The 16013-nt window shown below is 50.3% G+C and carries 16 protein-coding genes; 3 read left to right on the forward strand and 13 right to left on the reverse strand.

What is annotated here, in order from left to right; genetic code table 11:
• Positions 1-3: 3 nt before the first annotated feature.
• From polA to hemB, 3 genes are all read right to left on the reverse strand, one after another.
• Positions 4-2796: a DNA polymerase I gene (gene polA, locus AC6R0R_RS00815; RefSeq protein WP_500625335.1), complete on the reverse strand. Its 2793-nt coding sequence runs from the start codon at positions 2794-2796 to the stop codon at positions 4-6.
• Between the two features lie 609 nt (positions 2797-3405).
• Positions 3406-3840 (reverse strand): GNAT family N-acetyltransferase, encoded by a 435-nt coding sequence (locus AC6R0R_RS00820; protein ID WP_334555442.1) that lies wholly within the window; start codon positions 3838-3840, stop codon positions 3406-3408.
• A 72-nt stretch (positions 3841-3912) separates the two neighbouring features.
• Complete coding sequence (gene hemB, locus AC6R0R_RS00825) at positions 3913-4956, reverse strand: porphobilinogen synthase (protein WP_334555441.1); 1044 nt, start codon at positions 4954-4956, stop codon at positions 3913-3915.
• 182 nt (positions 4957-5138) lie between these two features.
• On the opposite strand from hemB, the gene AC6R0R_RS00830 reads away from it, so the two are divergent.
• Positions 5139-5900, forward strand: a complete 762-nt coding sequence (locus tag AC6R0R_RS00830; protein ID WP_500625336.1) for a TatD family hydrolase — start codon at positions 5139-5141, stop codon at positions 5898-5900.
• 94 nt (positions 5901-5994) lie between these two features.
• Here the strand turns inward: AC6R0R_RS00830 and tatC are convergent, their stop codons facing one another.
• From tatC to rmuC, 7 genes are all read right to left on the reverse strand, one after another.
• Entirely contained in the window at positions 5995-6735 is a 741-nt protein-coding gene (gene tatC, locus AC6R0R_RS00835) for a twin-arginine translocase subunit TatC (RefSeq protein WP_487902706.1), read from the reverse strand.
• A 68-nt stretch (positions 6736-6803) separates the two neighbouring features.
• A complete protein-coding gene (tatB, locus tag AC6R0R_RS00840; RefSeq protein WP_500625337.1) occupies positions 6804-7217 on the reverse strand; it encodes a Sec-independent protein translocase protein TatB in 414 nt (137 codons plus the stop codon).
• Between the two features lie 3 nt (positions 7218-7220).
• Entirely contained in the window at positions 7221-7460 is a 240-nt protein-coding gene (gene tatA / locus AC6R0R_RS00845; RefSeq protein WP_334555437.1) for a Sec-independent protein translocase subunit TatA, read from the reverse strand.
• Between the two features lie 44 nt (positions 7461-7504).
• Positions 7505-9139, reverse strand: coding sequence for a ubiquinone biosynthesis regulatory protein kinase UbiB (ubiB, locus tag AC6R0R_RS00850; protein ID WP_334555436.1), 1635 nt, complete (start codon positions 9137-9139; stop codon positions 7505-7507).
• Positions 9136-9741: a ubiquinone biosynthesis accessory factor UbiJ gene (locus tag AC6R0R_RS00855; RefSeq protein ID WP_487902708.1), complete on the reverse strand. Its 606-nt coding sequence runs from the start codon at positions 9739-9741 to the stop codon at positions 9136-9138. Before AC6R0R_RS00855 ends, ubiB begins: the two co-directional genes overlap by 4 nt.
• Before the next feature lie 11 nt (positions 9742-9752).
• Positions 9753-10544 carry a bifunctional demethylmenaquinone methyltransferase/2-methoxy-6-polyprenyl-1,4-benzoquinol methylase UbiE gene (gene ubiE / locus AC6R0R_RS00860; RefSeq protein ID WP_500625338.1) on the reverse strand — a complete coding sequence of 264 codons (792 nt, stop codon included), beginning with the start codon at positions 10542-10544 and terminating at the stop codon, positions 9753-9755.
• 57 nt (positions 10545-10601) lie between these two features.
• Entirely contained in the window at positions 10602-12152 is a 1551-nt protein-coding gene (rmuC, locus tag AC6R0R_RS00865) for a DNA recombination protein RmuC (protein ID WP_500625339.1), read from the reverse strand.
• Between the two features lie 126 nt (positions 12153-12278).
• On the opposite strand from rmuC, the gene AC6R0R_RS00870 reads away from it, so the two are divergent.
• The gene (locus tag AC6R0R_RS00870) at positions 12279-13181 is read left to right on the forward strand and encodes a DMT family transporter (protein WP_500625340.1); all 903 of its coding nucleotides are present in this window, start codon (positions 12279-12281) and stop codon (positions 13179-13181) included.
• On the opposite strand, the gene AC6R0R_RS00875 is transcribed toward AC6R0R_RS00870, so the two are convergent.
• From AC6R0R_RS00875 to ftnA, 3 genes are all read right to left on the reverse strand, one after another.
• Positions 13178-14371: a BaiN/RdsA family NAD(P)/FAD-dependent oxidoreductase gene (locus AC6R0R_RS00875; RefSeq protein WP_500625352.1), complete on the reverse strand. Its 1194-nt coding sequence runs from the start codon at positions 14369-14371 to the stop codon at positions 13178-13180. The two genes, AC6R0R_RS00870 and AC6R0R_RS00875, sit on opposite strands and share 4 nt — an antisense overlap.
• Positions 14372-14489: 118 nt before the next feature.
• Complete coding sequence (gene uspB, locus AC6R0R_RS00880) at positions 14490-14813, reverse strand: universal stress protein UspB (RefSeq protein ID WP_334555431.1); 324 nt, start codon at positions 14811-14813, stop codon at positions 14490-14492.
• A 70-nt stretch (positions 14814-14883) separates the two neighbouring features.
• Positions 14884-15411: a non-heme ferritin gene (gene ftnA, locus AC6R0R_RS00885; RefSeq protein WP_334555430.1), complete on the reverse strand. Its 528-nt coding sequence runs from the start codon at positions 15409-15411 to the stop codon at positions 14884-14886.
• A gap of 157 nt (positions 15412-15568) precedes the next feature.
• On the opposite strand from ftnA, the gene uspA reads away from it, so the two are divergent.
• The gene (gene uspA / locus AC6R0R_RS00890) at positions 15569-15994 is read left to right on the forward strand and encodes a universal stress protein UspA (RefSeq protein WP_334555429.1); all 426 of its coding nucleotides are present in this window, start codon (positions 15569-15571) and stop codon (positions 15992-15994) included.
• Positions 15995-16013 lie beyond the last annotated feature (19 nt).

A 16013-nucleotide genomic window follows, 5' to 3' on the forward strand; every position in this document is an offset into this window, starting at 1 on the left:
TGCTTAGTGTGCCTGATCCCAGTTGTCACCATGCCCCACTTCGGCGATCAGAGGGACATCCAATTGTGCAGCCGATTCCATCAATTCTTGTACTTTACTTTCAATTTCGGCTAACGATGACTCTTCGACCTCAAACACCAGTTCATCATGCACTTGCATCAATAATTTCACTCGGCCTTGGCCTTCGTTTTGGATCCACTCATCAACAACCAGCATCGCTTTCTTGATGATGTCGGCGGCCGTGCCCTGCATTGGTGCATTGATCGCGGCACGCTCTGCTGCTTTTCGGCGCATACCGTTGCGTGATGTGATCTCAGGAAGGTGCAAGCGTCGACCAAACAAGGTTTCCACATAACCTAGCTCAGCCGCTGTGCTGCGCGTGTCTTCCATATACTGCATAACGCCTGGGTAGCGCTCGAAATAGGTATCCATGTATTGCTGCGCTTCACCACGAGGGATCCCTAGCTGCTTGGCCAAACCAAATGCACTCATCCCATAGATCAGGCCAAAGTTGACGGCTTTCGCTCGGCGACGCTGCTCACTGGTCACTTGCTCGATATCGACGCCAATAATTTCAGCGGCGGTCGCAGCGTGGATATCTTTACCTTGTTGGAAGGCATCAAGTAACGCTTTATCGCCTGACAAGTGCGCCATAATGCGCAGTTCAATTTGCGAGTAGTCGACCGCCATGATTTTGTAGCCGTGCGGCGCGACGAACGCTTGACGAATACGGCGTCCCTCTTCGTTACGAATCGGGATGTTTTGTAAGTTTGGATCGGTTGAAGACAAACGCCCTGTCGCCGTGACAGCTTGATGGTACGAGGTGTGTACTCGGCCCGTTTCAGGATTGATCATCTTAGGCAGCTTATCGGTGTAGGTCGATTTAAGCTTCGCCAAACCGCGATACTCTAAGATTAGCTTCGGCAGTGGATAATCGAGCGCGAGCTCTTGCAACACCTCTTCGTTGGTCGATGGTGTACCTGATGGTGTCTTCTTCACTACAGGTAATCCCATTTTCTCAAACAGAATCGCTTGCAGCTGTTTAGGTGAGTTCATATTGAACTCTTGCTCTGCCACCTCGTAGGCTTTTTGTTCAAGCTCATCAAGACGCTTTGCGATCTCTTGAGATTGCGCAGCCAGCTTCATGTCATCAATCAAGACACCGGTGCGCTCAATCCGCGATAGGACAGGCACGAGCGGCATCTCGATGGTTTCATAGACGGACTTTAGCTTGTCGTCTTGCTCGATGTTTTCCATCAAGCGATTGTGCAGACGCAAGGTGACATCCGCATCTTCTGCGGCATAAGGCGCCGCTTGGTCCAATTCAATTTGGTTAAACGTCAGCTGCTTTTTGCCTTTACCCGCGATCTGCTCAAACGAGATGCAGCTGTGTTGCAAAAAGCGCAGCGCGAGGCTGTCCATGTCATGCTTACCGCCGACACTGTTGTAGACATAAGACGCCAACATGGTGTCATGTTTGATGCCTTTCATGTCGATGCCATAACGCGCCAACACACTCGCATCGTATTTTAAGTTTTGGCCAACTTTGGCTTGCGATTCATCTTCGAGTAAAGGCTTGAGCTGAGCGAGTACCCAATCTCGGTCAAGCTGAGCCGGCGCATCAAGATAATCATGTGCGACAGGCACATACGCCGCGACACCTTCTTCGGTCGCAAAAGAGACACCCACTAAATTCGCCACCATGTAATCGAGGCTGTCGGTTTCCGTATCGAACGCAAACACCTTGGCTTCGCGTAGAGCGTCTAACCACTTAGCGAACTGCGCTTCATCCAAAATGGTTTCATACTGACTGCGATCGATACTCGCCGCGGCGACATTGAGCTCCGGCGCTTTGGCTGACGAGCTAACTTCACGTTGCCCGGATTTCTCATTCGCTTCCACTACGCCCGTGCCGCCTTCGAGCAGCTCATTGAGCCAAGATTTAAACGCCAGTTCTCCATAGAGTTTGACCAGCTCATCCTTATTCGGCACAGACTTCACCAACGCGTCTAAACTCTCTTCGAGCTCAACGTCGAGCTTAATCGTCGCCAGCTCGTAGGAAAGGTAGGCATTGTCTTTGTTATCTAGCAGCTTTTTCGCCATGGTTTTCGAGCCACGGAAACCGAGCGCGGCAATGTCATCCAACTGTTGGTACAGCTTGTCTAAACCACCAATGCCTTGTAGCAAAGCTGTCGCGGTTTTGTCACCCACGCCAGGGACACCAGGAATGTTATCGACTTTATCGCCCATCAACGCGAGGTAGTCGATAATCAGCTCAGGGCCAATTCCGAACTTCTCGACCACCCCTTCTCTGTCCATCACCACGTTAGTCATGGTGTTGATGAGGGTCACGTTGTCATCCACCAGCTGAGCCATGTCTTTATCACCGGTGCTGATCAACACCGGCATACCTGCTTGAGACGCTTGATGCGCCAGCGTACCGATCACGTCATCGGCTTCCACGCCCGGCACACAAATTAAAGGAAGCCCCATAGCACGAATCACATTGTGCAAAGGCTCGATTTGGCAACGCAGATCATCCGGCATAGGCGGACGATTGGCCTTGTAATCGGCGTACAGATCATCGCGAAACGTTTTGCCTTTCGCATCAAAGACCACCGCGATACGATCACTGGCAAATTGACGCATCATACTGCGCAGCATGTTCACCACACCATAAACGGCGTTGGTTGGGATCTCCCCGTTGCTCATCGTGCCTGGGTAAGCATGAAATGCGCGATAAAGGTAAGAAGAGCCATCAATTAAGATCAAAGGGTTGTCTGGGATACGAGCCATAGTTTGTTATCTGCCTGTCCAAATTTCTGCTTAGGATGCCATGACTCAAGCAGTGAATCCATGTTCTGTCGAGGAATCGCGATCACACAGCGTGTTGGTGATCGCCTCTTCTCTTGCTCACGCTGTGGATAAGTCTGTTTATACTATTTTCCACTGCGATGTAAAATTTGACAAAATGATGCCAAACAAGATCTTAACCCATTGTAATACAATAAAAATAACCAAGATCGATCATACAAAGATCGATCTTTTAGAGATCTTCAACTGTGGAAAAGACACCTGGTGTCCTTTTATTCACCTCAAATAGCAGGCATAAAAAAAGCGACATCGTGAGGATGTCGCCTAGCAGAAAAGGTCAAAGCATGTTCATGCGAATCACACTTTGCCGTAAAGCTATAAATTACACTGGAAGCAATGTGAGCAATGTCGTGTCAAAAGAAACGTGTGCAAGTTCGTTAGAGTCTGGCATCACCTTTTCCATATCGAATCCGGTTCTACCACGTCCTTGTGAACTTCTCTCATTCCCTAAGACGAGATAAACAATAACCATTCTCATTTATTCCGTCAATAGTTAAATGAGAAAAAATCTCATTTAATTTTTATGACCACTCACATCGTCTTTACAAAATGAATGCGCGACTCGATTAATGGTGCTTTTTCTTCAAAGTGTTCGATCAGATAGCCATTGCGCAATAGCAATCTCAGCATGGCTGGAAATTGGTTGCGAGATTTCACTTTCAAGCGCAGATAGCCCTGCTTCGCCACCCACGCCTCTTGTACGTCGAGCAGCGTTTGCGCCACGCCTTTATTGCGCGCTAACGGCGATACGCCGCCAAACCAGCTGTAGAATGTCTCAGCATCGAGCTCGTAGCCAATTTTGAAACCGAGCAACTGCTCCCCTTCTTGGGCCACTTGAATCAAGTAACGGCGCCCTTTCAATCTCGCCGCCAAGCTCTCAACCGTTTCCTTTTGAGCAAATTCATTGATTTGGTTGACCACCTCGACACACTCTTCTAACGTGCCTTCTCGATACTGCACACTCATTGCGATCTCTTCTCTGGGTTTGGTGAAAAAGAAAAAGGCCGGCATGCGCCGACCTCAGTATTGTCGCTTCGCTTACTCTTGCTTTAAAAACGTCGCCGCTTGCGCCTGCTCCTGCGCCAACCATTGCGCCACATCTTTAGCAAAGTAGGTCAAAATCCCATCGGCCCCCGCCCGTTTAAAGCACAGTAGGGATTCCATCACAGTGTCGCGCTCTTTAAGCCAGCCATTGGCAAACGCGGCTTTGTGCATCGCGTATTCACCGGAAACTTGATAAGCAAACGTCGGTACTTGCAGCTCAGATTTCACACGGCGAACCACATCCAGATACGGCATGCCCGGCTTCACCATCACCATATCGGCGCCTTCGTTGATGTCCATCGCCACTTCATGAATGGCTTCATCACTGTTGGCCGGATCCATTTGGTAGTTCTTTTTGTTGCCGCCTTTAAGGTTACTCGCCGAGCCGACCGCATCGCGGAACGGGCCGTAGTAACAAGAGGCGTATTTCGCCGAATAGGCCATGATTTGGGTATTGATGTGGCCCGCTTGCTCTAGCGCTTCACGAATCGCGCCAATGCGGCCATCCATCATGTCAGAAGGCGCGACCACATCCGCCCCTGCTTCGGCGTGCGATAGTGCCTGCTTGACCAATACCTTAGTGGTTTCATCATTGAGTACGTAACCTTCGTCATCGATGATGCCATCTTGACCGTGGGTGGTGAACGGGTCGAGCGCCACATCGGTGATCACCCCCATCTCTGGCACATGCTCTTTGAGCGAACGAACGGCACGCTGAACTAAGCCCTCTGGGTTGTACGCCTCTGCCGCACACAGGCTTTTGGCATCTTGGTTAACCACAGGGAACAGCGCAATGGCAGGAACACCAAGCTGCGCGAGGTATTGCGCCTCTTCCAACATTAAATCAATGGAAAGACGCTCAATACCCGGCATCGAATCGACAGTTTCTCGGCGATCTTTGCCCATCAGAATAAACATGGGATAAATCAGATCATTCACTGAGAGTTGATTTTCTGCCATAAGGCGACGACTGAAATCATGCTTACGCATACGACGCATGCGACGGCCAGGAAACTGACCTTGGATAGAAACTGACACTCGATTCTCCTTGTGTGGTGAAAGTGCTTGTGTCGCATCATATCACTCCCGCTCTCTTGCACCAGCCAACAAGGCGAAAAAATCACGCAAAATACGACCTAGGCAGATTGGCGCCATTTGCTGCATCTTCTACTCAGACAGGTATACTGGCTCCATTGACGTTTTATCCAGAGACACATCCCATGATCGACACCCATGCCCATATCTACGCCAGTGAGTTTGATGGCGATCGCGACGCCGTGGTGGCCCGCGCATTGGAACAAGGCATAGACCGCATTTTATTACCTAACATCGACCTTGAGTCTATTAGCCCTATGTTGGCCACGGAGCGTCAGTTTCCCGATGTGTGCCGCTCGATGATGGGGCTCCACCCTTGCTACGTCGATGGCAATGTTGAGCATACCCTTGCGCAAATTCATGCCTGGTTTAGTCAACATGCGTTCATTGCCGTGGGCGAAATTGGCATCGATCTCTATTGGGACAAAACCTATCGCGCCGAACAAGAACACGCGTTTGTCACGCAACTGCAATGGGCCAAAGCAATGGATCTACCGGTGGTGATCCACACCCGTGACTCCATTGAAGAGACCCTCACTCTGCTTGAAAAAGAGCAAGACGGGTCCCTCAGCGGGGTTTTTCACTGTTTTGGCGGCAGTCTCGAGGAAGCCAAGGCAATTAATGAGTTGGGTTTTCACCTTGGCCTTGGTGGCGTCTCCACCTTTAAAAATGGCGGGATGGATAACGTCATCCCACATTTGGATATGAGTAAAGTGATTCTGGAAACCGACTGCCCTTACCTCGCACCTGTGCCTCATCGCGGTAAGCGCAATGAGCCTGCCTACACCCATTTGGTTGCGCAGCGCATTGCTAGCCTTCGAGAAATCTCCGTCGAGGAAGTAGACGCGATTACTACCGACAATGCTAAGGCCTTGTTTAGGCTATAGCGAGCAACGCGTGTTCCCCTCAACTCTTTAGTGCCAAGATATTGGACTCGATAAAAAAGGCTTGCCCATCGGCAAGCCTTTTTTATATCAGCGACTACTCGCTCTGTTCATCCTCTTTTCGCACATAAAAACGGGCGAAAAACAGGCCGACTTCAAACAACAAACACATGGGTATAGCAAGCAAGGTCTGAGAAATCATGTCTGGCGGTGTCAGCATCATTCCCACCACAAACGCGCCGACCACAATATACGGGCGCTTCTCGCTGAGGCTTTTAGGATTGGTCGCGCCCGTCCAACACAGTAAGATGATCGCCACTGGCACTTCAAAGGCGATACCAAAAGCCAGGAAGAGAGCTAACACGAAATCCAGATAGCTGGAAATATCTGTCGCAAACTCAACGCCACCGAGTGAAATCGCAGTAAAGAAGCCAAACACTAACGGGAACACGACGAAATAGGCGAACGCCACACCACAGTAAAACAGCAGTGAGCTGGAGAACATCAGCGGCATGATCAATCGACGTTCATGCTTGTAAAGACCCGGCGCCACAAACGCCCACACTTGGTACAAGATGAAAGGCACCGCAATAAAGATGGATGCAATTAGGGTGAGTTTGAGCGGAGTAAAAAACGGCGACGCCACATCGGTGGCGATCATCGTCGCCCCTTCAGGCAGGCGCTCCACCAAAGGCGCTGAGACAAATTCGTAAATGTCGTTGGCAAAGTAAATCAAACCAACAAACACCACCAATACCGCCACGAGTGCGCGCAGCAAGCGGTTTCTCAGTTCGAGAAGGTGGCTAATCAAAGGTTGTGTCTGCTCAACAGAAGACATGAAGACCTCAACTATTGGGAATCAAAAGGAGCAGCGATTGGCTGCCCCTCAATAATCAGAGTGGTGAACTACTCAGGCTTTTTATCTGTTGTAGCCGGGGCGACATGCAAAGACTCAGTGGCGTCGGAAGAAGGCCCTTGTGACGCTACCTCTTCACAGGGCTCAGTCTTGGCAGGCTCGTCGCTTTTCTTGGCATAAGGGCGCTGCACGTCTTGCGCGGCTTGCTTTAACTGGTCAACGGAAGATTTCAACTCTGGCGAGAGATCTTCCATGCCCATCTGCTCAGCTTTACGCAAATTCTCTTGCAGCTCTTGTACCTTGAGCTCATGGGACAATTCGTCTTTGACGCTGTTCGCCATGTTCTTGGCCGCACCGACAAAGCGAGTGACACTGCGAATCGCATGCGGCAATCGCTCAGGGCCGAGAACCACCAACCCCACCACAGAGATCAATACCAGTTCCCAGAAACCGATATCAAACACGAGTTATGCCTGCTCTTTGTCTTTTTTAGTGTCAGCAGTGGCGTCTGTTTTCTGCTGTTGCTCGATGTTTTTTGGCTCAAAGTCGGCGTCTTTCTTTGCAGGCTCTTCGTCATTCATCGCTTTCTTAAAGCCTTTTACCGCACTACCTAAATCGCCACCAATGCCACGCAGTTTCTTCGTACCAAATAGAAGTACCACAATCACAGCAATGATAAGCAGTTGCCAAATACTAATACCACCCATTCTTTTTACCTCGGGTCTAACTGTTGAATTCTTAAGTCTACCGCCTAACGACGGTAAGCTCGCCAACTAAGCAACCAAAATGTGACGCCACCTAAGGCGCTGACCATAGACAGTTGCTCATACGGAGTGTTGACCAATATTGCCGAGCATACGACTAATGTTGCGCCAACACCAAACAAAAATTTCCCTGTCGCTTGCTGACGCTTCGACTGACGATACCCTTGATAGAGTTGATCGATACGCTGATTCATCATCTTGCCTTGGCGCAGGCTGTCGTAGAGAAGCTCTGGCAACTCAGGCAGCTTTTCCGCCCAGAACGGCGCGCGATCTTTTACCGCATTGATCACCGCTTTTGGCCCGACTTGGTTCATCATCCACTCTTCGAGGAACGGCTTGGCCGTCTCCCACAGATCCAACTGAGGGTAGAGTTGACGGCCAAGTCCTTCGACATACAGTAGCGTCTTTTGCAACAACACCAACTGAGGTTGCACTTCCATATGGAAGCGTCTTGCGGTGTTAAATAGGTTCAACAACACATGACCAAACGAGATTTCGCACAGTGGTTTGGCGAAAATCGGTTCACACACGATGCGAATGGCAAATTCAAACTCATCAATATTGGTTTCACGTGGAACCCATCCCGACTCGACATGCAATTCGGCAACGCGGCGATAATCTCGATTGAAAAACGCCAGAAAGTTTTCCGCAAGATAGCGTTTGTCTTCGCTATTGAGTGTGCCAACGATGCCACAATCTAACCCGATCCAACGCGGATTCTCTGGGTGCTCACGTTCGACAAAGACATTCCCCGGATGCATGTCCGCGTGGAAAAAACTGTCGCGGAAGACCTGAGTGAAAAACACGCTGACTCCACGCTCGGCCAGCAGCTTCATGTTGGTGCCATTGGCGACCAAGCCCTCGATGTCCGACACTTGGATGCCATATATTCGCTCAGAAACCATGACAGTTTTATTACTGAAATCAGTAAAGACTTCAGGCACGTACAGCGATTCACTGTTGTCGAAGTTACGTCTCAGCTGGATGGCATTCGCCGCTTCTCGGCGCAAGTCCAGCTCATCGAGCAAGGTTTTCTCGTACTCGCGCACCACCTCGACGGGTTTGAGGCGTCTTGCCTCTGGCAGCATCTTGGCGACAATGCGCGCCATGCGGTACATGAGTTTAAGATCGGCATCAATCACCGGTCGAATATCGGGCCGAATGACTTTTAACACCACTTCTTGTTGCGTCGACTTGAGTTTCGCCGTGTGCACCTGTGCAATCGACGCCGACGCCAGCGGCTCAATATCAAACTCGTCAAACCAGGTTTCGATTGGACCGCCCAATGCCTGTTCGATGGTCTGCTTAGCCAGTTGGCCGTCAAAGGGCGACACTTGATCTTGCAACAGGGCAAGCGGATCGGCGATATGAGGAGGAAATAGATCGCGCCGAGTAGACATCATCTGGCCAAACTTGATCCACACCGGTCCAAGTTCTTGCAGTGCGAGACGCAGTCTCTCGCCTAAGGTTTTGTCCGGATGCTGATTACGAATCCAAAACAGACCCTTTCGTGCCAATAACGGCGCTTTGGCGAGTTGATGATTGGGCGCCAGCTCATCCAATCCATATTCGAGCTGCACCTTGATGATGCGGTAGAGGCGTTTTAGCTCCGCTAACGTCATACTCGCTCCAGTAGTTGATTCAATTTCGCTTCCACTCGCGCCGCTTGGCTCTTGATCTCATCCACTTGATCGCAGAAATGCGCCACTTCTAACGGCGGCGGCGCCAAACGCCACTCTTCGGTGACCACTTGCGCAAGGTAATCTTGCTGGTGACGAAGCTGAGTGCGGGCGAACTGGCCAATCTGCGTCACGCCTTGCACTAAGGTGTGCGCCACAACGTCTCCGGTGACACGCGAGATCCACTCTTCAATATCGGGTTTGCATTGGGTGATCAATTGCGAAAAGCTCTGCGCCAGTTGGATGTCGCCATCCAGATCCAACTTATCCTGCTTGATGAGTTTGGTGATATTGGATTGATCTTTCAGCTCAGGTAATACCGACACATTGAGGGATAAGGTGCAATCGGGTGTGCCTTCGTAGTGGGCTAACACATCGACTTGTTGACTGAAAACGAAGGTTAAGCGCTTATCGAACTCTTTGAGATGCACTTGAATGACCTGACCTTTGAGTCGCGCCAGTCGACGCACCAGATCAGGATCATCTTGAATGAGAGTATTGAGTGACGTTTCGATGACCGCCGTCATCATAGGCTCAAAAGGCATGCTCGGCTCCTTTAGAACTTGTAGCCGCGGTGTAAGGCCACAATGCCGCCCGTTAGGTTGTAGTAACGCGTATTTTCAAAGCCCGCGTCATCCATCATCCCTTGCAACGTCTCTTGGTCAGGGTGCATACGAATGGATTCCGCCAAGTAGCGGTAGCTTTCTGCATCATTGGCCACCAGCTCACCCATTTTCGGCAGCAAGTGGAACGAATACGCATCGTAGACTTTAGACAGTGGGTCAAAGACAGGTTTGGAAAACTCCAGCACCAACAGGCGACCGCCGGGTTTCAATACGCGGTACATCGAGCGCAGCGCTTTGTCTTTATCGGTTACGTTACGCAGACAGAAGCTGATCGTAATCGCGTCAAAGTAGTCATCGGGAAACGGCAGCTCTTCAGCGTTCGCTTGAACATAGTGCACATTGCCTACAATGCCGATATCGCGCAGTTTGTCACGCCCAACATTGAGCATCGAATTGTTGATGTCAGCGAGTACGACGTGGCCTTTGTCGCCAACAATACGAGAGAACTTCGCCGTCAAATCGCCTGTGCCCCCCCCTAAATCAAGAATGCGTTGTCCAGGACGGGCACCGCTGCAATCGATGGTAAAGCGCTTCCACAATCGGTGAATGCCTCCCGACATCAGGTCATTCATAATGTCGTATTTGGCGGCCACTGAGTGAAACACTTCCGCTACCTTGGTGACTTTTTCCTCTTTCGCTACCGTGGTAAAACCGAAGTGGGTCGTTTCTGCGTCTTGCTGAGATTCTAGAGCTGTCGTCGATTGCACACTAATATCCGTCATTATGATTCCTCTTTTAACAGTGCTCTCTATTCAATACGGCCAAAGCACTGCGGGCGATTAGTTTACTTTATCCTCAGCCGGATGTCTTTCTAGTAAGTGGTCATTTTCACCGCTAAGCTGTGATTCTGGCAGCGTTTCTTGCTCCGCCAGTTCCACCAAATTCATCGAGATTGGTCGTTTGACCTCCACCCCTAATTGCTTAAAGCTCTCCGCTTGTCGAATCACGTTGCCGCGCCCAGTCACCAGTTTATTCATGGCACCTTGGTAGTTTTGATTGGCCTTATCTAAGGCGCCGCCGAGGCTCTCCATATCATCAACGAATAGGCGCAATTTGTCGTAGAGCTTACTGGCTCGCTGCGCGATGATTTTCGCGTTTTGGCTCTGTCTTTCGTTGCGCCACAAGTTATCGATGGTGCGCAGTGCCACCAGCAAAGTGGTCGGACTGACGAGAATGATATTGTGCTCCATCGCATCTTTGACCAAGCTAGGGTCCGAGGAAATCGCCACTTGGAATGCAGGCTCGACGGGGATAAACATCAACACATAATCCAAGCTCTGAATGCCTTTGAGTTGATGATAATCCTTGTGTGAAAGCCCTTTGATGTGGCTGCGAATGGCGAGTAAGTGCTCACCTAATGCCTTGTCACGCTGCTGATCGGTCTCGGCATTGAAGTAGCGCTCATAGGCGACCAGCGCCATTTTGGCGTCAATCACCACCTGCTTATCATTAGGTAGATGCACAACCACATCTGGCTGATAACGCTTGCCCGCCTCATTTTGTAGATTCACTTGGGTGTGATACTCATGCCCTTCCCTTAGGCCCGACTCAGCCAATACTCTCGCCAGTACCACCTCACCCCAGTTGCCTTGCTGCTTGTTGTCACCTTTGAGCGCTTGGGTCAGGTTGAGCGCCTCCTTGGCCATCTGCTCGTTAAGGCGCTGCAAGTTCTTCAGCTCATGCACTAAGGTGTGGCGCTCTTTGGCTTCCACAGTAAAGCTGTCATTGACTTGCTTGCGAAACCCTTCCAACTGCTCTTTGAGCGGCGACAGTAAGGCATCCAAACTCTGTTTATTTTGCTGATCAACGCGCGCCGTTTTCTCATCAAACAGCTGACTGGCGAGGTGTTCAAACTGCTGTTTTAGCCGCTCTTCGGCTTTCTCGAGCAGGGCGAGTTTCTCTTGATTAGCTTGGGTGATCTGCTCATGACGAGCTTCTTGCTCTCTCAAGGTCGCTTCGAGCTGCGCCTTTTCATCTCGCATCAGTCCAAGTTCGTCGAGGTATTGCTGACGCTCTTGCTTAACGCTGTCAAAGTAACGCAGTTTCTCTAGCACCGCCATCAACTTGCCGTGAGACTGCTTGAGCTCAAATGCCGCTTTGTCCCGCGCTGCATCCAACGCTTCCAGCTCTTGCTCGGCCTCCGCTAAGGCGTTTTTTAACTGGGTGATTTCACCCTGGGAGAGTTGTTGCTGAGTATCAAGCTTGGCGCTGAGCAATTGCTGTTGCAGACGCATTTTCTGGGAGACCCACCAACCGACGACGACGCCACTGGTGACGGCGCTGCCAGCCGCGGTGATAAGAAGAGAAGCGTTATCAAAAATCCATTGCATGAGCGGCGTACATTCATCAAATTCAAGTCATTTGATGGTATTTCACCACTGGATAAATGTCCAGTTTGTAGGGCAATTGGCCTACCGTTAGACTAGCGCATCACTTCACCGTTTTTTAGGCTTACTATGAATGAGCGCCGAGCGCTGGGCTTTGGTTTGTCTGCTGTTTTGCTCTGGTCGACAGTAGCCACCGCGTTTAAATTAACCTTAGCTGAGTTTACTCCGATCCAGATGTTGACGGTCGCCAGTATCGTCTCTGCCCTCGCCTTAACCCTCATCTGCGCCGTGCAAGGCAAGCTCAATACGCTGGTGACCACCTTGACCGCCAATCCGGGCTATTACTTATTACTGGGGATCATCAACCCGCTGGCGTATTACATCATTTTGTTTAAAGCCTACGATCTCCTGCCTGCCTCACAAGCGCAGGCGATTAACTACAGCTGGGCAATCACCCTCACCCTAATGGCGGCGGTGTTTTTAGGTCAAGCCATCCGCAAGCAAGATTGGGTCGCGTGCTGTTTGAGCTACCTCGGCGTCATTGTTATCGCCACCAAAGGCAACGTATTGGCGCTCGATTTTGATAGCCCGCTAGGGGTTGGGCTTGCGTTGCTCTCAACGCTGCTGTGGGCAGGATATTGGATCTTAAACACCAAAAACAAAGCCGACCCTGTGGTCAGCGTGTTGCTCGGTTTTCTCGTCGCGATCCCTTTCGCTCTTGGGCTGACGTGGTGGGAAGGAGCTAGCTTTGCCGCCATTTCTCCTCAAGGTTGGCTGGCGGTCAGCTATGTCGGACTGTTTGAAATGGGCGTCACCTTCGCCTTGTGGCTCAGCGCCTTAAAATCCACTCACAATACCGCGAGAATCAGTAACCTCATCTTCGCCTCGCCATTTATCTCTTTGATCTTACTGGCGACCATCATCGGCGAAGCCATTCACCCAAGCACTCTCATCGGCCTTGTGTTGATCATTGCTGGGCTCGTTATTCAACAGGTGAAGTGGAAAAAGAAAACGCAATGGGCGCGAGATTAAACCCACTGCCCCGCTACATAACCGGAGCTCCAGCACCACTGGAAATTGTAGCCTCCTAGCCAGCCGGTGACGTCGACGACTTCACCGATAAAGTAGAGACCTTTGATCGCTTTGCACTCCATGGTTTTCGACGATAAGTGATCGGTATTGACGCCGCCTAGGGTGACCTCGGCGGTGCGGTAACCTTCTGTCCCATTGGGGGCAATGCTCCAATGCTCAAGCGTGTTAGCCACGTCTTCCAGTGCCTTGCAGCTAAATTGCTTTAGCGGTTTGTCTTCGAGGGTTTTGCGCTCGATCAGCACTTCAACCAGTCGCTTGGGGAGCACTTTCGCTAAGGTGTTTTTCAAGGTTTGATTAGGGTGTTTTTCCAATGAACGCGTTAGCAAGGCCTGCACATCAACATCGGGCACCAGATTCACTTCAACCGCTTCGCCTGGGGTCCAGTAGGAGGAGATTTGCAATACCGACGGGCCAGACAGGCCACGGTGGGTAAACAGCAGCGCCTCTTTGAATTTGGTGTTGTTTTTAGCGGTGATTTCAACCGGAATCGCAATCCCTGACAGTTCAGAAAAATCGTCTTTGTCCTCTTTATGCAGCGTAAACGGCACCAAGGCCGCACTGGTTGGAAGGACCTCAAGGCCGAACTGCTCTGCCACTTTGTAACCAAAGGGGGTTGCGCCAAGCTTGGGCATCGACAGACCGCCGGTGGCGATGACGAGGGATTCGCACTCAATCGCATGACCATTGGTCGTCAGAGAAAAGCCATTGGCTTGCTGCTCGATGTTGTCAACGGCTTGCTGGTAGCGAAATTGGATGCTCGGTTTATCGCACTCGGCGAGAAGCATTTTAACGATGTCTTTGGAGTCATAGTCACCGACACAAAACAGCTGACCATGATCGCGCTCTTCAAACTCGATGCCGTATTTGTAGATCATCGAGATAAAGTCCCAGTTGGTGTACTGTGCCAAGGCCGATTTAACAAAATGCGGGTTGCGTGACAGGTAGTGTTTGGCAGACACATCGTAGTTGGTAAAGTTGCAGCGGCCGCCCCCAGCGATGAGGATTTTTCGGCCCGGTTTCTTGGCATGATCCAGCACTAACACGCGACGGCCCCGCTCTCCTGCTTGGGCGGCACACATCAGGCCCGCCGCACCGGCGCCAATCACTACTACATCAAACTTCTCTGCCATGGTGGTTACTAACTCTGTCATGATTCAATAAAAAAGGATGTGCACTGAGCACATCCTTCGCAATAGGTGGCTATTTTAACGGCTATTGCCTACCTTGCCAATTTAAAGGCGCCGATCATCAAAGAATAAACGCTGCCAGTAAGGTCACCGCGAGCAATGAGGTGGTGAGTATGAACAGCTCTCTGACGCGATCGCATTTGCCCGTGAACACTTCATCGTGATGATGGTGATACTCTTTGCTTTTGATGTAATGGAACAGGCGGACCTGCTTGGCCATATTGCCGTGCGTGGTAAAGAAACCGTTGCCGTCGACTTGCTGGTACAAAAGAGGATGCGCCTCGCGCATGATGTATATCAGAGAACGCAGTGCAGTGAGGTAACGGGCCATGTTCACCGCCGTTACAAGCATCAACGTGAATAGAATGGTGTCTGCATTGATCATCTTTTCCTCCCTACATCTTCATAGGTTACCGAAGAAAAGACGATCCCATCAGAGCATCTTTCGCTGACAATTATTCAGCGGCGGTATCCATAATAGAAGATGAACCTTCTTTTGCTAAAGCAGCTAGGTCTTTGTCGATGAAGAACAGCGCCTTACCATCTTCACCAACCAGTTCTAGCTTGTCTAAAATCCCTTTAAACAACTTCTCTTCTTCGTGCTGCTCTGCAACGTACCACTGCAAGAAGTTGAATGTTGAGTAATCTTGAGAAGTAAACGCAACGTGAGCCAATTTGTTGATTTTTTGCGTAATCATTTGCTCATGTTCATAGGTCTCGCGAAAGACTTCACCTAGGCTCTCAAATTCATGTTTTGGTGCATCAATCGCACCTAGAATCGGCATTGCCCCCGTTTCACTCACATACGTGAATAAACGCTGCATGTGCTCCATCTCTTCAACGGCGTGTTTGCGTAAAAATTCGGCCGCGCCTTCAAAGCCTTTGTCCTCACACCAAGCACTCATTTGTAAGTATAGATTGGATGAAAAGAATTCGAGATTAATTTGCTCATTCAATTGCTCGACCATCGCTTGTGACAGCATTTCGCACTCCTACTAAGTCTATGAACTTAAACTGACTATATCATGCTAGCCACAATAACACTTTGTATGGTGAATGTGGATATGAGATCACCTTGGCAAAAAATTGACCAGCGAGGTGCTAATCTAACTTTAGGCGAGCGAAATAAGAGGATTCGGTATGAGCTATCAACACATTCTAGTGGCCATCGACCTGTCTGAAGACAGCAAACTGCTGGTAGACAAAGCGGTCTCTTTGGCCAAACCGCTCGACGCGGCGGTCTCATTCATCCACATTGATGTCAACTACGCCGAGTTGTATACCGGCCTCATCGACATCAACCTGGCGGAGACGCAACATCAAGCTATTGAGGCATCGCAAAAGCAATTGCAAAACCTTGCGGACCACGCCAACTTCCCTATTAAACATACCCTAGTGGGCAGTGGCGACTTAGGTAATGAGCTGTGCGATACCATTCAAGAGTTCAACGTCGATCTTGTGGTGTGTGGCCACCATCAAGACTTTTGGAGCAAACTGCTCTCCTCGACTCGTCAGTTGATCAATTGCTCACCGGTCGACATGTTGGTTGTACCACTAAAAGACTGATTCAACGGTTGAATTGAGA

This window comes from Vibrio sp. R12-SW3-ISO1 (assembly GCF_059834005.1).